The 22,603-nt window shown below is 34.6% G+C and carries 15 protein-coding genes and 1 tRNA gene; 4 read left to right on the top strand and 12 right to left on the bottom strand.

Annotation, left to right across the window (positions count from 1 at the left end; all coding sequences use genetic code 11):
* The first annotated feature begins 9 nt into the window (after positions 1–9).
* Both ACE38P_RS04205 and ACE38P_RS04210 read left to right on the top strand, forming a co-directional pair.
* Positions 10–2,364 carry a type VI secretion protein gene (locus ACE38P_RS04205; protein ID WP_264375800.1) on the top strand — a complete coding sequence of 785 codons (2,355 nt, stop codon included), beginning with the start codon at positions 10–12 and terminating at the stop codon, positions 2,362–2,364.
* Positions 2,345–5,248 (top strand): hypothetical protein, encoded by a 2,904-nt coding sequence (locus ACE38P_RS04210; protein WP_374699563.1) that lies wholly within the window; start codon positions 2,345–2,347, stop codon positions 5,246–5,248. The genes ACE38P_RS04205 and ACE38P_RS04210 overlap by 20 nt, the downstream gene beginning before the upstream one ends.
* Before the next feature lie 55 nt (positions 5,249–5,303).
* Here ACE38P_RS04210 and tnpC (ACE38P_RS04215) read toward each other — a convergent pair whose 3' ends face one another.
* The 10 genes from tnpC (ACE38P_RS04215) to ACE38P_RS04260 form a co-directional block, all read right to left on the bottom strand.
* Positions 5,304–6,686, bottom strand: coding sequence for an IS66 family transposase (tnpC, locus tag ACE38P_RS04215; RefSeq protein WP_374699286.1), 1,383 nt, complete (start codon positions 6,684–6,686; stop codon positions 5,304–5,306).
* 115 nt (positions 6,687–6,801) lie between these two features.
* Entirely contained in the window at positions 6,802–8,184 is a 1,383-nt protein-coding gene (gene tnpC / locus ACE38P_RS04220; RefSeq protein ID WP_374699286.1) for an IS66 family transposase, read from the bottom strand.
* A 300-nt stretch (positions 8,185–8,484) separates the two neighbouring features.
* Positions 8,485–9,513: an ankyrin repeat domain-containing protein gene (locus tag ACE38P_RS04225; RefSeq protein ID WP_374699564.1), complete on the bottom strand. Its 1,029-nt coding sequence runs from the start codon at positions 9,511–9,513 to the stop codon at positions 8,485–8,487.
* 90 nt (positions 9,514–9,603) lie between these two features.
* The gene (locus ACE38P_RS04230) at positions 9,604–10,383 is read right to left on the bottom strand and encodes an SDR family oxidoreductase (RefSeq protein ID WP_374699565.1); all 780 of its coding nucleotides are present in this window, start codon (positions 10,381–10,383) and stop codon (positions 9,604–9,606) included.
* A 5-nt stretch (positions 10,384–10,388) separates the two neighbouring features.
* Positions 10,389–11,033, bottom strand: coding sequence for an alpha/beta hydrolase (locus ACE38P_RS04235; RefSeq protein ID WP_374699566.1), 645 nt, complete (start codon positions 11,031–11,033; stop codon positions 10,389–10,391).
* Positions 11,034–11,130: 97 nt separating this feature from the next.
* Positions 11,131–11,496 carry a hypothetical protein gene (locus tag ACE38P_RS04240; RefSeq protein ID WP_264730177.1) on the bottom strand — a complete coding sequence of 122 codons (366 nt, stop codon included), beginning with the start codon at positions 11,494–11,496 and terminating at the stop codon, positions 11,131–11,133.
* 94 nt (positions 11,497–11,590) lie between these two features.
* A complete protein-coding gene (locus tag ACE38P_RS04245) occupies positions 11,591–13,387 on the bottom strand; it encodes a M24 family metallopeptidase (RefSeq protein ID WP_374699567.1) in 1,797 nt (598 codons plus the stop codon).
* 1 nt (position 13,388) lies between these two features.
* Positions 13,389–15,437 (bottom strand): tRNA uridine-5-carboxymethylaminomethyl(34) synthesis enzyme MnmG, encoded by a 2,049-nt coding sequence (mnmG, locus tag ACE38P_RS04250; RefSeq protein ID WP_374699568.1) that lies wholly within the window; start codon positions 15,435–15,437, stop codon positions 13,389–13,391.
* An 89-nt stretch (positions 15,438–15,526) separates the two neighbouring features.
* Positions 15,527–16,087 (bottom strand): hypothetical protein, encoded by a 561-nt coding sequence (locus ACE38P_RS04255; protein ID WP_264375806.1) that lies wholly within the window; start codon positions 16,085–16,087, stop codon positions 15,527–15,529.
* A gap of 147 nt (positions 16,088–16,234) precedes the next feature.
* Positions 16,235–16,310, bottom strand: a tRNA-His gene (locus ACE38P_RS04260).
* Between the two features lie 144 nt (positions 16,311–16,454).
* On the opposite strand from ACE38P_RS04260, the gene murJ reads away from it, so the two are divergent.
* On the top strand, positions 16,455–17,951 hold the full coding sequence (gene murJ, locus ACE38P_RS04265; RefSeq protein ID WP_374699569.1) for a murein biosynthesis integral membrane protein MurJ: 1,497 nt from the start codon (positions 16,455–16,457) through the stop codon (positions 17,949–17,951).
* A gap of 396 nt (positions 17,952–18,347) precedes the next feature.
* Positions 18,348–20,828 (top strand): AsmA-like C-terminal region-containing protein, encoded by a 2,481-nt coding sequence (locus ACE38P_RS04270; RefSeq protein ID WP_374699570.1) that lies wholly within the window; start codon positions 18,348–18,350, stop codon positions 20,826–20,828.
* Between the two features lie 69 nt (positions 20,829–20,897).
* Here the strand turns inward: ACE38P_RS04270 and ACE38P_RS04275 are convergent, their stop codons facing one another.
* A complete protein-coding gene (locus ACE38P_RS04275; protein ID WP_064085664.1) occupies positions 20,898–21,347 on the bottom strand; it encodes an ankyrin repeat domain-containing protein in 450 nt (149 codons plus the stop codon).
* 53 nt (positions 21,348–21,400) lie between these two features.
* Positions 21,401–22,585 carry a phage portal protein gene (locus ACE38P_RS04280; protein ID WP_374699571.1) on the bottom strand — a complete coding sequence of 395 codons (1,185 nt, stop codon included), beginning with the start codon at positions 22,583–22,585 and terminating at the stop codon, positions 21,401–21,403.
* Between the last annotated feature and the right edge of the window lie 18 nt (positions 22,586–22,603).

Raw genomic sequence — 22,603 nt, forward strand, 5'->3', positions numbered from 1 at the left:
TAATGTTGTATGCAACCAAAAGTACCGGCCACTAGCTCTAATTCTGAAAAAAAGAACAATTTAGCGTTACTAGAAAGTATTAATTTAGATTTTATCCCTTATGCTTGCCACTACGATGAAGAAACTATACTAACAAAACAGGGGGAATTGTTAAAAATAATCAAGTTAGAAGACTATTCTTCAGTTGATAACTATGGTGATCTTAGAACTGAAATTAGAAAAAGTATATCAAAAAATATCCAGAGTTTATATTTTACAGTTTGGATTCACACTGTCCGTAAGCGCAATAAACTGAGCTTACAGTGGAATAAAACTGCAGACTTTTCCGATCAGCTACACTCAACGTGGTTTAATAAACTAGTTGATAGTAAACTACAGTATATAAATGAGTTATACATTGTGGTGTTACTTAGTGATTTTGGCAAACATATTAATAATGCATTTTTTTTTGGCAGGATAAAGAATAGGCACAAGTTATTTTTACAAAAAAATCATCAAGAATTACAAAAAATAACTGACCTGATTCAAAAAGATTTAGAACCTTTTGGAGCTAAAAAACTGGGCCTTAGGTCTAGTGAAGGCAAAATATATTCTCAAATGATGGAATTTCTCCATTACATTATTACATTAACGCACAAAGATTATCCAATATGTGAAAGGGATCTATCGCAGCATGTTAAAAATTTAAAAGTAGCTTTTGGTTTCAATAAATTTCAAACATCGTTTGAAGGTCAACAGAAGTTTGGTTCTATTTTTTGCATAAAGGAATATCGAGAAATCCCCTTAGAAAATATAGATAGGTGTTTGCAACTTGACTCTGAGCTTATCATCACAGAAATAATAATATTTACTAGTAATAATAAAGCAGTAAAAGAATTTAAAAAACAAATTAATATACTGCAAATCAGTGAGGACAATACCTTACTTCAAAACTCAGGAATAAATGAAATAATAGAGCTTGAAAAAATTTCTGCTATGGATTTTTGTCAACAGAAAATTATTGTTACAATCTTTGCAGATGATAAGAATAGGTTAGCTAAAAATATCAGCGATTTATCCTCTGTAATGTCGTTAATCGGGTTGATGATGTTTAGAACTGATCTGCACATGGAAAATCATTTTTGGGCACAGCTTCCTGGAAACTTTGCTTTTGTTACACAACCAAAAAATATATTAGAAAAATATGCTTGCAGCTTTGCTATGTTGCATGATTTTACATCAGGTACGTTAAAAGGAGGAAGATGGAAAGAAGCAGTAACAGTTTTTTTTTCAAAAAAAGGCAGTCCTTACTTTTTTAACTTTCATGGAAAGAAAAATAATGGTCATACCACAATACTTGGAGCTCCAAATTCAGGTAGAACCTCACTGATCAATTTCTTACTTTCGGAATCAAGAAAATTTAACCCTAGGATTGTTATATTGGATAATACTGGAAAATCAATAATATTTACTAAAGCAGTAAGCGGCCAATATTACATAATTGATCCAAAATATAAAGATAAAAGTCTAAAATTTAACCCACTGAACATTGAAGATAGTGCTTCTAATCGCAATATGCTTGTTGAATTGATCAAAAGGATGGTTGCAGATGCAAGTTTGGTAGACGTAGAAGAAAAGACAAAAAAAATTGTAGATTCTATATTTGCTATACCAAGAGAATCGCGATCTATTTCTCAAATTTCTGAAGTGCTTTTACTTCTTGGAGGCAAAATAAGTAAATGGTGTGGTGAAGGTGAATTTGCTTACTTATTCCAAGATGGTGATGAGTCAGATATTGACTGGGGAACAAAAACTATATCCCTCAATACTGCAAATCTCACTAAGCAAAAAGAATGTATGTCCGTGATACTTTACTATTTCTTATACTCTTTCGAAGCAAAATGTGATGGCTCACCTGCAATACTTGTTTTGGATGAAGCATGGGAGATAAGTAATATTTTTCCTACAGAGGGAGAGTTTGACGACTGGATGCAAAGAATGACAAAGTTAAATGTTGTAGTAATTCTAAGTACTGAAAACTTAAACCTAGCATTTGCTAGCAAGTTTACTCAATATTTAGATAAGCATGTCGATACGAGAATCCTGATGCCGAACATAAATGCAAACAGGTTATACATGAAAGCATTTTCTCTGTCGAAAGAGGAACTGAATGTCATTTTGCAAACACCAACACAGGAAGGTTTATTTTTGATAAAGCAATACAAAGGTTTAGTAACTTTAAATCTAGATTTGAAGAATATGAAAGAAATACATGTACTTTCAGCTAATAAAGAGACTATAAAGTATATGTATGAAGCAATAAAGGAAAAAGGCGAAAAAGTGAGTAAGTGGTTACCGGCGTTCTATGAAAAATGTAAAGCTTAATTTTTTATTGATATTCTCCTTGATATTTTGTCTTTCTTATCAAGGATATGCTGATTGTCCGCCTCTTGTAGAGAGTAATACTACACTTGAAGCTGGAGGCAAAAAAGCTTTGGAGGGTTTTTTAGCAATTTTTACTTTTGGTACTAAAGGTAGTTTTAAAGTTGATGAAAAGCTATACCAATATATTACAGTAAGACAAGTAAAAGACCAAGGAATTGATGGTTATTTTAATCCAAAGATTAAGGTCTGCGACTACGAAGGGAACGACAACTGTTATATATTATCCAGTGGAACATCTTGCCACAAAATATATGGCACACAAGCCACAGGTGCTGGAGTTTCTGCAGCAGCTTTTATCGATTGGGAAGGAGATAGAATGTTAGCTGATGGAACAATTAAGACAGATAACAGTAAAGAAATCAAAGAAGGAATTGCGAAACGCCTTGAATGGGAATGGGCAGATGGTGTTACTGATGAAGAAAAAGTAAAATTTGTTAATGCCCCTAAAATATGCGCTTGTAGTCAAAAGGGGGCTTGTATGTCAGGAATTTCTTCATGGGGCTCTAGAGTATTTTCTGGGGAAAATATTTTTCGTCCTGGAGAGATGGAAAAAGCTTGTGATACATGCTATCAAACAAAAGTAAAGTGTGCCCCTGTGCAACTTGCACCTGGCCCACCTCCATTTTGTGAACAACTTGCGATGTCACCACCACAAGTTAGAATTGTTCCTATAACAAATGAAGAAAATGATTATTTCCATCCAAGAGTTGGAGTCATTATTGGTGAGCTGAAAGAAAGAAGAGAGCTACCTTTTCCACGCGTTATTTCAAGTAATAAAAACATTCAAAGTGCTACATACTCTATTCCAGATAAAGATACCCACCATCACTTTAAAACTTATAGAAAAAAAGGTCAGCTCTGCGCTGAATACTATGGTACTGAGGAAGAAGAGTCCGAAAGAAAATTACAATTTCCTGCTCGCTGCTTCCCAGCGCCACCTGCTCCAAAGATTGAAGAAGTGAGCATACCAAAGCCTAATGAGGGTAAAGGCGAAAATACGCTAAAAGTAAAAATGAAGATGAGTGAGAACGTTTGTACTTATGACGCACGTGGAACTCACAGTAATGGCATCTGTACTTTTTATGTTAATAAAAATTCTCCTACATATGTTGGCCATCTACCTTTAAAAGTAGTAAAGCCAGCAATAGTGGCAAAAACAACTGATAGCAGTAACAGTAAAAGCGACATCGATAGCGTAATAGAAGGTATATTAAAAAATAATTCGCAATTTGAAGTTCTAGAAAAATATGGATATGTTCCCGATATTGAAACAGAATGTAAAGAGCTTCAGAATGGTAAGTGCAAACTAGATGGCTCAGGATATCCAAAAGTAGAAATAAAATATAAAGAAAATTCTAAAAGTAAAATGCTCTGCCTTTCTGGGTGGCAACCAGAACCAGAGGAGTTTGTTCTTAAAAAAGAAAGTAAGCTAATATCGCTAAAATCAATGGGGGCAAGATACAATAAATACAATACTGTTTATTCAAAGGAGTCTGATCAGCTTTATTATTTTCCCTGTAACGAAACAATTGAGGTTTTAGCAAAGTCACAAGATGCACTGAATGAAATAATATTTAATAAAAAAGGATATATTTCCATTCCTGCTGAAAATAAGTCTAGAGATAACTGCATAGCAAAAGAGGATAAAGAGGTAGATACAAAACAAAATTGTGACAAATGCAAAATAGTATATGAGTTAACAGATGGAAAGTATGAAGAAAAAAACTGTAATCACGGTGATGATGGTTGCCTCTGCTTTGATGGAGTATGTAGTCGCTCAACACAGTATGTAGATAAGAATGATAAACTATTTTACTTAAGATATGAAGAAGTGGATTGCAAGGATAAGGATGGTAAAACAGTAAAAAACGAGAAAGGTGAAATACAAAAGTGCACACAATTAAAAAATCAACCGATTAAAGCAAATAGAACAGAAGTCTTTTATGCTGATAAATTGTGTAGGTTCGATTTAGAGGGTTTAAAAAAGAGATTACGTGAAATAATAATAGCACAATTGAAACATAAGAAGCAGATTATTGAAAACAGGGATCAAAAACTTTATGAGCTTGGAGATGGCTATACAGATGATCTGTCAATGTATGATTACGTTGAAATAGAAGCATGGGGAGGTGGTGAAGCTGGTCATATAGCTGATAAAGCTCAGTCTACTGTAAGTAGACTAGGAATGCCAGGTGATTACATTAAAGCTAAACTAAAAATCAACCCCAATTATCCCTATATTAAAGTAAAAGTGACAGAAGGAGGTGGTGGACAAGAAGATGATGAATCTAACAAGGATGGGGGACCAACTTTAATAAAAATGTGCAGAGACTCTTCAGAAACAATTTGTAAAGATTTAATTACTGTTGCAGGCGGAGGTACATACAGAACCTATGGGGGAAAGAATTACAAAGATACAATAATTCATGAACAAAGTTTAAAATTAAAAGAAGAAATTAAGAAAGGGGACAAGCTAAACTCTAGTAAAGATAATAAAATAGCATATATAGAAAATGGTGAGATTGGGTATAAAGATGTAACAAAATGTAGTAAAAACTACGTGAATAAAACATATGGTGCTGGTGGTTGTATCAACGAAAGCAGCAAAAGTTATAGCAAGGGCGCTCCTGGTTACGCAAACATTAAACCTATATTTGATGAAATTAATAAAGAAAGAGTAAAAAAAATAGATGATGCTATTGAAAAAATGATACAAAATCCAGATGACATCACAGGTATTGATGATTCCTTAATAAATAAACTTGATCAAAAGATTATTGATACAATTAAAGAAGAAATTAGAAAAGAATTGTTAGGATTATAGTCAAAGGACCCTGATGGTTGCAAATGGGGTAAAGGTATCCGTTCAGCAGAGTGGTTTAAGAAACGATAGATAGAAGATTGTGAAAAGGGTTTAGCCTCCTCTGTTTCCATGTTAAGTATAACGAAATTATTTGCTCAAGGAATGAGTTTCCTCGTTCTGATTGTGTAAAATATGAATTTTTGCGATAAACGACATAATGCCGTATTTGCCGTTCAGCGTGATTATTTGTCAGCGGAGTATTTTCTGGGTCATCTAAAAATTTCCACATCATTCTTTCAGATTTCAAAATATTCTTTGCAACTCGAGACGCTCCAATTGCTTCAGGTAAGCGAGATATTTCCTTCAAATAATACCTTGTACGTTTTCGCAATTTCTTGGCACGTCTAATAAATCTTGAAACATCTATCTCATTTTTTAGTAAAGCTTTTTTCAGTGCAAATAACTCAGTGGCTACATTTCTCAAGTAACAGCCCAGAACTTTAACTTCAAATTTCCAACTATGCGCTAATCTTTCAAAATCCCTTGCTAAGTGTGCCCAACAGATTTGCCTTCTTTCATCAGCAAAGTAGTTGTATGCTGCATATCTGTCGGTTACTACCAAGCTATTACGATTGCAGCATACACTATTTTTTAAAACTTTCATTCCCCTTGACTCTGTCAACTTCACAAAACTTGCCGTATTGCTTGCAAACATCCAACACCAAGCGAGTTTACCTTTGTTATAATGGCTCGTTTCATCAATATGTAGAACTTTACTCCTACTTATCTCTTGTTCGATCTGCTCATACATTTTTTTGCATTTTGAAGCAACTCTATGTTCACTATTTGATATGCTACCGACGCTTATGTTCAAATTGAAGATATCATTTATGATGCTAGCTACTTCGCGCTTTGAATTTTTATAAAACCCACTGAGTGCTGCAACTACTGACTTAACCCTTGGGCCAAATGTATCTGGCGTAACACCCTCTGGTAACTTGCTACTTCTTCTTTTTCCGCATCTCTGACAACGGCCATGTTCCAACTGATATTCCATTACATAAGCCTTAATCTCCGGAAGATCTACTTTCTGATGAATATAAGGTTTTTCGCATATTGCAATCTTCCCTCCGCATTCGCAAGTAGGTGACAACTCTATCTTTATCACCTCATCTGCTTCCATTTTAGCACGATAATTACCCTTATGCCCAACTTGACCACCAATCTTTCTTTCGCTTTTTGGCTTTTCCTTTTTCATTTTGTATAATTCTTTTGAATTGGGAATTGATGAGTTTTTTGAATTTAAACCTAGCCTTTCCTTTAATTCAGCGTTCTCTATCTTTAAAGCCTCATGCTCTGCTTTTAAACTTTCATTCTCTCTTTCCAATCTTTCTATTTTTGCTTCTAACTTTTCTATTTTTTGCTGTAAATTTTTGCAGAGTTCTAAAAGGTTTACCATATTACCTCATATTTACCCTATGATTATCTTTATTATCTTGCTTTGTCTACCTTATTTTGCCGCTCTGCTGAACGGACACGGGTAAAGTTGAATTGTATCCGTTCAGCAGAGTGGTTTAAGAAACGATAGATAGAAGATTGTGAAAAGGGTTTAGCCTCCTCTGTTTCCATGTTAAGTATAACGAAATTATTTGCTCAAGGAATGAGTTTCCTCGTTCTGATTGTGTAAAATATGAATTTTTGCGATAAACGACATAATGCCGTATTTGCCGTTCAGCGTGATTATTTGTCAGCGGAGTATTTTCTGGGTCATCTAAAAATTTCCACATCATTCTTTCAGATTTCAAAATATTCTTTGCAACTCGAGACGCTCCAATTGCTTCAGGTAAGCGAGATATTTCCTTCAAATAATACCTTGTACGTTTTCGCAATTTCTTGGCACGTCTAATAAATCTTGAAACATCTATCTCATTTTTTAGTAAAGCTTTTTTCAGTGCAAATAACTCAGTGGCTACATTTCTCAAGTAACAGCCCAGAACTTTAACTTCAAATTTCCAACTATGCGCTAATCTTTCAAAATCCCTTGCTAAGTGTGCCCAACAGATTTGCCTTCTTTCATCAGCAAAGTAGTTGTATGCTGCATATCTGTCGGTTACTACCAAGCTATTACGATTGCAGCATACACTATTTTTTAAAACTTTCATTCCCCTTGACTCTGTCAACTTCACAAAACTTGCCGTATTGCTTGCAAACATCCAACACCAAGCGAGTTTACCTTTGTTATAATGGCTCGTTTCATCAATATGTAGAACTTTACTCCTACTTATCTCTTGTTCGATCTGCTCATACATTTTTTTGCATTTTGAAGCAACTCTATGTTCACTATTTGATATGCTACCGACGCTTATGTTCAAATTGAAGATATCATTTATGATGCTAGCTACTTCGCGCTTTGAATTTTTATAAAACCCACTGAGTGCTGCAACTACTGACTTAACCCTTGGGCCAAATGTATCTGGCGTAACACCCTCTGGTAACTTGCTACTTCTTCTTTTTCCGCATCTCTGACAACGGCCATGTTCCAACTGATATTCCATTACATAAGCCTTAATCTCCGGAAGATCTACTTTCTGATGAATATAAGGTTTTTCGCATATTGCAATCTTCCCTCCGCATTCGCAAGTAGGTGACAACTCTATCTTTATCACCTCATCTGCTTCCATTTTAGCACGATAATTACCCTTATGCCCAACTTGACCACCAATCTTTCTTTCGCTTTTTGGCTTTTCCTTTTTCATTTTGTATAATTCTTTTGAATTGGGAATTGATGAGTTTTTTGAATTTAAACCTAGCCTTTCCTTTAATTCAGCGTTCTCTATCTTTAAAGCCTCATGCTCTGCTTTTAAACTTTCATTCTCTCTTTCCAATCTTTCTATTTTTGCTTCTAACTTTTCTATTTTTTGCTGTAAATTTTTGCAGAGTTCTAAAAGGTTTACCATATTACCTCATATTTACCCTATGATTATCTTTATTATCTTGCTTTGTCTACCTTATTTTGCCGCTCTGCTGAACGGACACGTTGAATTTACATCACTGAGAGTATCTGTTCAGATGCATGTCAAACCAGTGTTTCTTTTCTTGTATCTCAGTTCCCATAATGTCATCCCAGTGCGTGACACCCATTTCTTTCTAGTGCTTCCTTCCTTGTCATCACAGCTTCCATAATGTCATTCCAGTGCTTGACACTGGAATCCATGTAAATTTAACTGGACGCCAATGTCACAAACTAGTTTTCTCATCTATCTTATTTTGCTACTCTGCTGAACAGATACGTCAATTTCATCTACTGATGAGCTAGGTTTGTTGTTCTTCACATGTTGTGACAAAAGCTCCTTAACTCCTTTTTTCACAAGAAGTACTGAATTTGTATCCTTTTCAAGCATAAAAACTGTAGAGTTTTCAATTATCTCAGCTATTTGTAAAGGAGTATCTCCTGAATGGTTTTTAATATTAGCATCAGCTCCTTTTGCTAATAGTAATCTTGCTATTTCTTTGCGGCCTGTTATAGCTGCTATATGTAGAGGTGTATTGCCAATCTTATCGCCAATATTGACATTTATTCCTTCTATACTAAGTAATAACTCAACTATTTTCTTATGGCCATTCTTGATAGCTACACTTAAAGGATCTCTATCGACATTACAGCCATTGACCTTTGCACCATTATCAAGAAGCAACTTGACTACTGCTTCATGCCCATTCTGAGCAGCTAGATACAAGGGTGTGACATTATTTTTTTTATCTACTATGTTAACATCAGCATTTTTTGTGCTAATTAATAGTTCAACTATTTCAGTATGTCCGTTCTGAGAGGCTAAGTACAGAGCTGTTATACCAAATTCATTGTCTTTAGCATCAATCTCAATTTCTTGAGTATTAAGTAACACCTTTACAACTTCTACAAGTCCATTTTGAGCAGCAATATGTAAAGGTGTCTTACCATCAGTACAGTCTTTTATATTGGGATCAGCTCCCGCTTTAATTAACTCCTCTACTATAGCTTTGCTTTTAGCTACAACAGCAAAGTGTAAAACTGTACTGCCTTTAGTAGTTCTTGCATGAATATTAGCTTCTTTACTGATTAGTAACTTTACTACGTCTAAATGTCCTGAATAAACAGCAAAATGCAAGGCTGTAAATCCTTTTTTATCCTTGATATTGATATCAGTTTTTACATTAAGTAATAACCTAACTTCATTTATGTTACCATTATAAGCGGCTTGATGTAATAGAATATTTTCAACCGGGAGCGATTGATTGCTGAACATATTTACCTCTATATAATAGTATGCCTAGTGGTACTACATCAAAACAAGGAACATTCAAGAAAAATTTTTGCATCTGGCAATCTATTTTCTCTATTCTAATATATACAAACTCTTTAAACCCACCTTGTAATCAGGATAAACTAGAGAGACACCAAGGTCTTTTTTAATTTTAGTATTGCTTACTTTTTTTGACCCTAAATAAAAACCCCGTGCGTAATTTGGTACGGAAGAAATCTCAACTGGCTCTGGAGGGCTAATATTGAGAAGCTCGGCTGCATACGTGACCACTTCAGATTGCGTAGCAGGTAAATCATCTGCACAATTGTATATCTCATAAGGCTTTATATTTTGCATGGAAGAAAATAAAATATTCGATATATCTTCAACATGAACACGAGAAAAAATTTTTTTCACATTTCTTGCTTTGCCAAGCTGCAGGTCAATTAGCGCATTTCTACCAGGACCATATATCCCAGCCAAACGAAAAATATGTACAGGCAATTTGCTACTTAGCCACTTCTTTTCAGACTCAAGGCGCTTTTCTCCTCTAATTTCTATAGGCTTTGTTTCAGATTCCTCATTCACCCAATTACCACAGTGGTCACCATAAACATTAGTTGCAGACAGATAACCAAGCCATTTAATACTCTCCAGACAATGACCGTATCTCTCCATAACATCATCGCCGTCTGGAGGAATAGAAACTAAAACATGCGTTACGCTTTTAAGCAGATCTTGATCAACCTTTTCATAATCAAAAAGTTGTATATCTTTATTTCTTGATGTACCGTTAACTTTCCAGCCTAAATTTAGCAATTTTTTCGATAGAAATTTAGCTACATATCCGTAACCAAAGCAAAACAAGTGCATGGAAATTAATTTCCAAAATTCTTCTTGATAAACTCAACCCCTAACCTTATTCCTTCTTCATTAATAATATGGCCTAATCCATGAATTGGGTATCCTTGAGCGTTTACTCCATTTTCTTTCAGAGCTTTAACCGCTAAATCAAGGGAAGAAAAAGGTACCACATCATCAGCGTCACCATGAATAATACATATGTTAGGTTTTGATTTGATCTCCGGTGCAGTTTTTGAAGGCGAAAGAAATCTACCAGAATACGCAACAACTGACGCATAAGACTGAAGCCGGGTAAGAGCCACATGTATTGCAAGCATTGCCCCTTGAGAAAATCCAACTAAAGAAAGCTGAGTATCTTTTAAATTAAGCTCCTTTAATTTTGTATCAATAAAATGATTTACAATTGATGCAGCATTTTTCACCCCATTATATAGTGCTTCTTCACTACGATCCTCTAAACTAAACCACTGATAACCATCACCTATTTCCCTCTCAAACGGAGCATTCGGTACCACAAAACATGAATCGGGTAAAAATTTGCTCATAACTTTAGCAAGGTGAGCGAAATTATCGCCACTTGAACCCCAACCATGAAAAAAAATAATCAAATTTTTCTTATTTCCATTTGGACAAATTTCTTGGCTTTGTAGTTCAATCATCTCTTCATCCCTTTATGTTTATATTTAACTTTATGGTAATACTAAATTTGAGGAACAAGACCTCACTACTGCTATAGCTCTTTGATATGAATAAATACTACTTAGCTTCAACTTTCTCTATCAATTTCTTGACCAAGCCTCTCAATCTTCTGCTGGAATCATCAAGCTCTTGAATTTGTGAAACATCTTTTCTCATGAGCTCTTTGTGATTACTCTTTATGTAATCATACATTTCCTTCATCTGAGCAATCATCTTGTTGATATCCATACCACCCATATCAGGTATCATGCTAGGCATATTTCCTTCTAGCATACCGCCAGCCATAAGTTGCTGAGACATTTGCATGAATGGCTTTAAGGTCTGTTGAAGCAAATTAGGGTCGCTTGCCAATTTTTCTATTTGCTCTTTGCAAGTATCCATGTACTGCTTCATAAATTCATCATCTTGCATTTTATCTGTCATAATTACACCTATTTGAAACTAATATTATATATTGTTTTTAATTAAAAACAATACAAGAACAACTATATTAATACTTGATTAAATGACAAATTAACTATTTTAAAGGTTCACATACTCTCTTTAACCATTCCTTATCTTTTATGCCATTTTCTATATTTTTATAAACAAATTGGTGATAGCTATTTATCCATTTAACTTCATCTTCAGTAAGCATTTGTATATCTATTAGCTTTTTATCATAAGGAACAGAGGTCAATTGTTTAAAGCTTAAAAAGACGTTTTCTCGCCTTTCAATATACATCAGATTCTCAATTCTTATTCCATACTTTCCTGGAATATAATAACCAGGCTCGTTAGAAAGTATCATGCCTGGAATGAGTTCCACTTTATTTCCTCTTGATATTGCTTGCGGTCCTTCGTGTACCGAAAGGTAACTTCCTACTCCATGTCCTGTACCGTGCATGTAATCCATTCCAAATTTCCATAAATGTATACGCGCTAATATGTCCAATTCTCCACCAGTAGTGCCAGAAGGAAAGACCGCACTTGCTATCGCAATGTGAGCTTTTAGTACTATTGTGTAGTGAGCTCGTTGCTCATTGGTTGGACTACCAACTGCTATAGTTCTTGTAATATCGGTTGTACCATCAAGGTACTGACCACCAGAATCGATCAAATATAGTCCATCTTTTTTAATAGCTTTATTTGTCTTATTGCTTGCACGATAATGAATGATTGCTCCATTCTCGTTGAATGCTGAAATTGTTGGAAAACTCGATTGCTTAAACAAATTCTGCTCTTTTCTGTATTCTAAAACTTTTTCTTCAGCTTCAAGCTCAGTAATTTCACTGTCAATATTGTTTTCAAGCCAATATAGAAAATTTATAACTGCTACTCCATCTTTGATGTGCGCACTTATAGCTCCAGTTATTTCAGTTTGATTTTTTACTGCTTTGTGAATCAAACAAGGATCCTCCTTCTCAATTATCTGCTTATTTTCTATTAGACCTCTTTCATTACTTATTGTCATCCCAGTGCTTGACACTGGGATCCATGCTTTTTTATTTCTGGTCAAGCACTGGAATGACACCGAAGCTGATTTTTCATTTAAATAATGGTTATACAAGGGATCTATTGCATTCATAATGCTCATTGGAGTCGTGCTTGGATCTATCACCACCAAATTTAACTTATGTAGTGAATTTTCTAGCTCACTAATATCAAAAACATTTATATGGTTATCAAAATTTGCTTCTATAGTTGAATGTTCTTTATCTTGAATAAATAAATCAACATTGCCGTTTTTATAAAGTATTGCACGACCCAATATACAAGGAGTATATTCAGAACTTTCATTTCTTAAATTTAATAACCACGAAATTGAATTTGGATCAGTCAGAAGCACTGCTTCAGCCTCTATGTTTTTAGCTACTCTTTCACATTTATCCTTACCACTCTCACCAGATACATGTGAGACTATTGTTTGTGCTTTATGACTACTATCTTTTTTAATTAAGTATGGTACTAGTTTACAAATGCCTTCATATTTTCTTATGTCCTTCATAGTAAAATATTGCGGATAGTAACCCAGTGAGGTAGTCAATGTTAAGTTTGCTTTTACCCATTTGTGTGGATCCTCTTCTTGTATATTATATACTCGAAAACTGCCCTGATCGAGCTGACTGCGAGCTTGTGTGATATAGCGTCCATCTGTAAAAAATGGGCACTTATTACTCTTTGTAACGATAAGTAGCCCATTTGTTCCCGTGAAGCCACATAACTCTGCTAACTCTTTTGAATATTCATTTAAATACTCGTCTTTAGTATGCAACATAAATGCATCAACATTTATTTCGTGCATAAAAGAGCGAAATTCTTCGATTTTTGACATGTTACGCAGAATTAGCAGCTATTTTCGTTTTCTTATTCCTAAGGTACACTAATATGCTAACTATCGCTGCTGGAGTGATACCTTGTATTTGCTTCGCAATACCAATTGTTGCTGGCTTTATTGACTGCAACTTTTCTATCACTTCAGTTGACAAGCCTTTAATCTGTGAGTAGTTGAAATTAGTTGGAATTTGAGTATTAACTTCCTCTTGTAGAAACTTCATATCGGCTTCTTGTCTTACTAAATAAGGCTTGTATTTTGCTTCAATTGCAACTGCTTCATATATTTCATTCTTGGCTATGCTATCAGTTATAGTGTTATTCCAGCACATGACGCTGGAATCTACATTTTTTTCAGTGTCAACTGCATCCATTCTATCATCATTCAAGTACTGGATCCCAGTGTCAGCTACTTGGATGACAGGAAGAGGTGCTTTGGTGTTATGCAAGTAGCTGACACTGGAATCCATGTTTAACTCTGGCCATATTTCTCGTAATTTATTCCAGTCAATATTTGGATAACCGAGCAAATTTAATGCTGTTTTTCTTATTCCATCATAAGATATTTTAATGCCATAGGACCTGAGCTGCTCAGGAGTAATTGTTAGGCTCTCTAATTTCTCCTCAAGTTGCTTAATGGATTTAAGTTTACCCTGCAAAACAGAGTATCTCTCATGCGACACAAGAGAGATGTCATAACCTTTTTGTGTCAATCTTCTATCTGCATTATCTGACCTGATTGCCAGTCTATATTCTGCACGCGAGGTGAATAATCTGTAAGGCTCAGCAATTCCCTTAGTGACCAAGTCGTCTATCATTACACCGATATATGAGTCTGTACGATGAAGAACAAAACTTTTTTGAGATAAAGAGAATGCTGCATTGATTCCGGCAATAATTCCCTGCCCGGCTGCTTCTTCATATCCAGTGGTACCATTAATTTGACCAGCAAAATATAGTCCTTTAACTTTCTTAGTTTCGAGAGTATGAAATAGCTCTCGTGGATCGATATAATCGTATTCAACTGCATATCCAGGTCTTAATATTTCTGCATTTTCAAGCCCTTTTATACTCTTTATCATTTCATACTGCACTTCGATGGGCAATGAATTTGAAATTCCATTTGGATATATAGTGTTATCATCAATCCCTTCTGGTTCTAGAAATATTTGGTGATTATTTTTTTCTGCAAATTTTTTAACTTTAGTTTCAATTGATGGGCAGTATCTTGGTGCAATAACGTTATCTAAATATGAAGAAGCTGATCTGTGAAGATTCTCTCGAATTACTTTGTGTGTATGTTCATTAGTATGAGTAATAAAACATGAAACCTGAGGCTGGTTAATTTTCTCTGTAAGATAAGAAAATGGTGTAGGTGGATTGTCACCCACTTGTTCTTGTAATACCGACCAGTTTATAGTGCCACGATCAAGCCTCGGTGGAGTTCCGGTACGTAATCTGCCCAGTTTAAAATCATACTTCTTTAGCGTATTTGCAAGCTCTATTGCAGGTTTATCTCCCATTCTTCCAGAAGGAGTTGTTTGCTCTCCTATATGAATCACACCACGTAAAAAAGTCCCTGTAGTCAAAACAACTCTGCTTGTCAGTATACGTTCACCTGAGTCTGTTATTACAGCTTTTATATAAGATTCTCCATTGCTATCACTTTCGATAAGAAAATCGTCAACTGACTCTTCTTTTACTGTCAAGTTGTTATAATTTAGAATAATTTCCTGTATTGCTTTTTTGTATAATTTTCGGTCTGCCTGTGCACGTGGGCCCCATACCGCTGCGCCTCTGCTGCCATTTAAAACGACCGAGTGTATGCTTGCTCGGTCGATAGCTCTCCCCATTATTCCATCAAGGGCGTCTACTTCTCTAACTACAACACCCTTTGCAACTCCTCCAATTGCTGGATTACAAGACATCTCTCCTATAGTTGAAATTTTGTGAGTTATAAGTAGTGTGTTTGCACCAAGGCGAGCTGCAGCTGTAGCTGCTTCACACCCGGCATGACCGCCACCTACTACCACTACATCGTACTTATGCATTTTCTTGAGTAATTCCTACTCTATAATATTCCAACTATCAGTGATTGATGTCAAATTTTACAGATTACAACATTGCACACTAACTTAGCTCAAACTGCCGTCTCTCTCGCAGAAAAAACTTTTTCAACTTTGGGAAAGATGATACTTTTATTAACTTCTTCTTCCGGAAAGGTAATACATTCATCTACTTCTTCTTCCTGAGATATTTTGACATATGTAGAATCTGTAATCGAAATTGCACTTACTGCAGATTTAATTGCTGTTTCATCTACACAATGCACTATAGCTACAGTTGCAAAAAGCCCTAAAATCGGTGCTATCAGCCCTATCATTCCACTTATTAATGTAAATCCTATTTTTGGATTAGGAAAAATAGCAGCTATGCTTCCAGCAAGTGTAACTCCAATTGCAGCGCTTGTAGATATCATCAAACTCAAAAAATTTGCTACTTTTCCATGATCCTCCTCAATAGGATCTCTTTTGCAAAACTTATATAGCAAACATCCTACGTGAAAAATCGCAATCAATGCTGGAGCTATACAACCAGCAATTCCACCTATGGCTAAAGGTGATGAAGTGTCAAAACTTAACCACCAAGCTAATACTCCTAGTGCTGACACTATACTATAAGCTAACAAACAAATATACATACAATCCCTCTCACTAATTAATAGGCATCATTTTTACTCTAAATCGCAAACTTCCCCTCCGCCATCTAAATACTAAAGCAACAAGGAATGCTAACGGACGTGCAAAAATATCTAATGTTTATATTTATGTAAAGTGGAAATTTTTAGTGGGGCGAGCGACCAGGATTGAACTGGCGACATTCAGTACCACAAACTGACGCTCTACCAACTGAGCTACGCCCGCCAAGGTATAAAATTTCTAACACACAAGCATAAATAGTCAATTAATTATTTAAGCTACCTACTTTTGCATAGAGTTTTAAGTTTAGCGAATAAACATTTTCATTTATGCTTTTAGCATTATAGTTAATCGTATTGAAATCGTGATATGTTTAAAAGTATTTTCACATTTAGTTTTTTTACAGCTATTTCAAGAATTTTAGGGCTAATAAGAGATGTATTGATTGCTACAGTTATTGGTGCAACTTCTCTTGCAGATATATTCTTTTCCTCGTTTCGCTTTGCTAATTTATTTCGATCGTTTTTTGCAGAGGGAGCATTTACTACCTCATTCATACCATTATACTCTGCAGAGTCATATGATAATAAAAAGGCATTTAATTTCGCAAGTAGTGTAATATCCATTACGTTTATTATTCTAGTAATTTTTTGCCTTATCACACAAACCTTCTTCCCTTACATGATCAAAATCTTCACTCCTGGATTTGACCAAAATAAATTTACCTTTACTGTAACTTTGTCGAAAATTATGATGCCCTACATAATCTTCGTGTCAATCGCATCACTTATTGGTGGAATGTTGCAAGTAAAACAGCATTTTGCTTCAACAGCTATTTCACCAATCATTTTGAACCTCTGTTTAATCATCAGTTTGTTTTTACCTTACATTGAAACACCGGCTCATAACCTTTCTATAGCTGTCCTGATTGGAGGGATTTTGCAGCTACTTTTAATAATATTTAGTGCATACAAATTAAAGGCTTTCTTTTCTTTTAGTTTAGAATTAAGTAACGAAGTAAAATTATTTTTTAAACGTGTGATACCTGCAATTATCAACAATTGTGTAATACAAATAAGTGTATGGATTGACACAATCATGGCGAGTTTTATACCAAATGCAGTTTCTTATATATATTATGCCGATAGACTAAATCAACTACCGCAAGGAGTAATTGGCACTGCAATTGGTACAGTACTTCTTCCTCTGATTTCAAAACGAATAAATGATACTGAGAATATAGTCAAAATACAGAACAAGGCCCTTAATATAGGGTTAATATTAATTATGCCAATAACTGCTGCTTTTATCATTATTCCTGACATAATTTTACTTACGCTTTTTTCTTACGGCCGATTTGATTATTATGCAGTGCAGCAAACTGTTCCTACATTAGTAGCATTTTCTCTTTCTTTACCCGCATTTATTATAAATAAAGTATTGCTACCCACATTCTTTGCTAGGGGAAAGCTAAAAATACCAACTATGTTCTCATTAACGTGCCTTGGAATTAATGTAATACTAAATCTCATATTAATGAACAAATACCAACATATAGGAATTGCTATTGCTACTTCCATTTCCACTTGGATAAATTCTATTTTATTGATTAATTATTTAACAATAAATAAGATGTATAAGATTAGCCAAGCATTATTACTAAATATTGTAAAAATTCTCACTGCAACATTGGTTATGTCAATAGTTCTTTATCTCTCTAATTACTTATCAGCAGGGTTGTTTTTCGATAGAGGGCTAGCTCATATTGTTTATTTAGTAACTTTAATAGCTTTGAGTGTTATTATTTATTCTAGCACTCTTTACCTAATTTTTAGAGGAAATTTGAATAATTTGAAATATGTATAAATTACACCCTTTGTATTGCTATATGTCATTTCAGCTACTATTCCAATATCCACTCCTTTCATCCCATAACCTATTCCTGTCATCCCAGCACCTATTCCTGTCATCCCAGTGCTTGACACTGGGATCCAGAAATTTTGTTGATTATATAATCTGGAAAACCTTATTTAAGTCACGCTGGATCACAGTGTCACACACACAACTGTATGAGTGTTGTGGTTTGAGAGCAATTTCCACTGGGAACCCAGTGCTCATCAGACCAGCTTCTCATGTAAAAATGCTGTGTTTTAACATAAGAATAGCTACTTTTTTGCTAATTAACTTAATGTCTAATCAAATTTCCTGGATCCCAGACTGGGATGACAAGAAGAGAAGGGATGCTGGAATGAGAGGTCTATTATGAAACTTTCTTTATACGCCATATCATCAATCTTGTTTCTATTAATTCTCATGCACGTTGCTGCAACTTTTAAGGATTGGAGTGGCTACAGAGAATATATCGTAAAAGAGTTAGAGAAGACGTATGATGCTAAAGTACATGTTGGAGGAAAAATTGAAGTTTCGCTCATTACTCCAAAACTTACTATTTACAATGTATATGTACAATATAACAAAAACAAGGAACAAAAATTATCAGATTTAATTAGTGCAAAAGAAATTGAAATAAGGCCATCGTTGTTTTCATTTTCATTGCAACCAAAGTCAATCTCATTTTTGGGCATGAAAAGCAACAAAGAAAATTTACTTAATATTATAAATACGAAAGCCAATGATAATATAGTTGATATATTAATAAAGGACAGCCAAATAAGTTTTAACGCCGATACTATTAACATCAAGGAAGTTGCTATAAAAAAAAATAAGCAGTTTTTTGGTGAAGTACAGATTGGTGACAACAATTACGATTTTTCTGGAAAGGTTAATGTCACAAAAAATAATGTACACATTAGTGTTGATTCAAATTTTGCAAATTTGCTATTTAAAGGTAATAGAAATCAACAGGGTAATTTAATACTGACAATCAATAACAGTTCCGGTTCTGTGAGCAATTTAGCAAAAATCATTAATCTTAGCTTCCTTTCTTATGTGATTCCCAGCGAAAATATTGAGATATCATCCAATATCAATCTCAATGAAAGCGAGTTTACGGCAACTGATTTAAAAATTGAGTCCAAAAGCATGCAAGGCACTGGTATAATACAAAATGATAGAAAAAGTGATCATACTAATATCAATATTAGTTTTAGTAAAGTCGACCTAAAAAACGGCTCACACAAAACAACAGATATGAAGGGTCTTTTAGAATCTTTTAGAGAGGTTGTGCCAAAGAACCTGAGCTTGGATTTTAATATGGAAGCTTCAAATATTCAATATCAAAACAGGATATTGGACAAATTTCATGCTACGCTAAAATTTGCTAATGGCGAAATAAACGTTGATACTCTTCTTCAATTTCCTGGAACCAATAATATATCTCGCTTATCAGGAAGAGTTTCAAACAATGGCAACTTGTCTGAATTTAATGGTGATATATTGATAAAGGGTGAGTCGTTCATCTCACATATTTTACCTTCTATCAAGATGCAAGAAAGAGAGAAAAGTCAATTTACAGCAAGTTCTAAACTATATTTAGCACCTAGAATATTATCTCTTTCAGATATCAGATTGCTAAATAACAAAGAATCTTGGCAAGGATCAATTAAGGTAAATCACACAAAAAAACACAATATGATCGATAGCAAATTTAGCATACATAACATTAATATAGATAAATATGATTATTCATTATTCAGCAAAGTGCAATGGCTGAAAAATCTTAAATATGATGTAAATATAAGAACTAGTGTTAAAGATTCTATATTCAATGGCACAAAAATTGAAGATTTGGATTTTTCATTAAAAATACAAGAGAACAAGCTAGTTGCAGATAAAATAAAGTTATTCGGAGAAGATTTCGACATTACCGGTAGTGTAAAAATATTAGTGGATCAAAAATACACTAAGCCTTTATTAGACGTAAACCTTACAGGTAATAAATTTAATGGAAATATCTTTAAATTACCAAAACTATTAGAGGTAAAAAGAAACTCAAGAAATGAAATAAATCAAATTCAATGGTCAACAAAGCAGCTTAATTTTTTAGATGAGAAAGGAGATTTTGATGCAAACGTGGAAATCAAAACTACAGAATTTAAAATTGGGCAAAACGTCTTAAAAGATTTTAACTTGGATACAGTGATAAGAAACAACACTATCACTATCAAACAGATAAGTTACATACTAGAACATGGACAAATGTTTTTTCAGGGTTATCTAAAAGCAGGCTCAATTCACACAAAATTTTCTATTGCAAATTTGGACACCAAGGAAGTTATAGGAGTTAATAACATAAATGGCAAGATAAGCTTAAGTGGTGAAATCAAAACTCAAGGGACAAGCTTTGATGATTGGGCTAGTAACTTATCAGGAAATGTAAACTTTCAAGCACAGAAAATAGAGTTTACAAATGTGGATTTTAATTCATTCATCACTAAGTTGTTAAGCAGTAAGAATAAACCTGAAATTTCCAAGCTTGCTTACGTTGATATATATAATGGCAGTACGCTTTTTGAAAATATTAATGGAAAAGTAAGTATTAACAGTGGTGTATGTTCAACTAGTTCACAGTTTAGTATCGATCAAGCATCAGGTTCTATCTCTTCTAATTTAATCTTATCTAATTTCTCCTTAATTTCTATATTCAGACTCTTTTTCATACTACCAAATCATAATAGTCCTCTTTATATCGAGGCACACTTAGATGGCCCTATTTGGTGCCCTAAGATGAGTTTTGATGTAGACCAAATTTACAACACCTTAGTTAGCAAGAAAAATAGTTAACTCATTTAGATGTAGGATTTAAGGGACCATCTATCTTTAAGTTAGACCTTAGTAAAAGATGTTCTACTCTCACCAATGATAAGACTGATTGATTGTTTGTACATTCTCAATGCTTGCGTCGCTGCAGCTTGTGCTTGGACTCTCTGTCTCTCCAAGCAATAACTGTGTTATCTCCGTGTAGCCTTCACAAACAGACAAATGCAAAGGAGTAAAACCAGAATTGTCCACTGCATTAACATTTGCTCCGTTTTTAAGCAATAATTTCATTTCCTCTAAGCGGTTTCCGCAAGCAGCATAATGTAAGGGAGTAGCGTCATTATGATCTACTGCATTAACACTCGCTCCGTTTTTAAGCAATAATTTCATTTCCTCTAAGCGGTTTCCGCAAGCAGCATAATGTAAGGGAGTAGCACCCTTATGATCTGCTGCATTAACATTCGCTTTGCATGTCGATAACAATTCTATATGAGGAAGAGTAAATCGAGAATTACTTACTGAATTTCCTTGTTCTTGATACATAAAATACCCCCAGTTTATTACAGCTTAGTATAAATATCTACACTATATAAATATCAATTCAACTTATCACCACCGGGTAACGGTGGCAAGCCAAAAGCTTCTCTTTTTTCATTGAGCGTCATGAAGCTTGCGTTTTGCACGTATTTCCACATCTTTTGTCTTTTCTCCATTAGAATTTCTATCGCGTCTTTATCATATGACAAACATAAATCTTTACCAAACTTGGGCACTAGCCAAGAATTCAGGTGACAGATAATATTTTCTAGCGTTGGTAAAATCGTCTGTTCCCAAAGGGAAAGACGTGCTTCGATCAAATTGCTATAAGTATTATCACCTGGTATGCCAAGCAACTGCGGCGGAACGCCAAAAGCCAGTGCAATATCACGAGCTGAGCTGTGTTTAGACTCAATAAAATCCATATCTCTCGGTGATAAGCTCATCTCCTTCCACTCTAGGCCCCCTTCAAGTAATATTGGTCTTCCAGCGTTAACAGGACCTGAATAATGATCGTTTATCTGTGCTTTTAAGCGTTGATATTGCTCTTGACTTAAGTTTCCACCACTTCCATCCTTTTCTGATTTTACAACTATTGCACCACTTGGTCTTGCTCCATTTTGCAGCATTGCCTGATTCCAAGCACCAGCCTGATTATGCTGATCTATACTATATGCAGCTGCCTCAATTGGTGAAAGTCCATACCAATCATTCAAAGGGTTAAAGGTTTTAAGATGCAGTACTGTTGAACGCCCAGTCAATTTATCAACTTTAAAGTCATAACTGTTGTTATTTACGGTATAACGATAGGCATAAGGAACGTTACTTCTCCCCGGAACAATTTCAACTCTATCAGGGCGCAGAAGATAAAGCTCCACTGGTGGTTTTTTACTGTTTTGCGGCTCAATCATCAATATATAAGAATTGCCATTAACTAATCGATAAGTTACAATCCCCTCAATAAATTCTGATTTTGATGTCATTGGATTAGGAGAATAAAGTAACTTCAGTAACGGATGTGCTTTTAGTTGCGATTTTCCCTGGTCAGTAAGCTGGCAGAGAGTAAAAGGTACCGAAGATGCAGCACTTGCGATCATATTAATTGCTCGAAAGGCAATAACATTTTTTATGTAACCTTCCTCAGCAAAACTTACATAATCACGCCTACTCCAACTTGGTTCCATCATTAGTTGCAAAGCAGAGTATTCACTGCTTTTCTTTCTTTGAAAAATGTTAAAATTCATATGTGCCTCCTGAAAAAT

It is taken from the genome of Wolbachia endosymbiont (group A) of Limnophora tigrina, from assembly GCF_964263225.1.
In the GTDB taxonomy this organism is placed as follows: Bacteria; Pseudomonadota; Alphaproteobacteria; order Rickettsiales; family Anaplasmataceae; genus Wolbachia.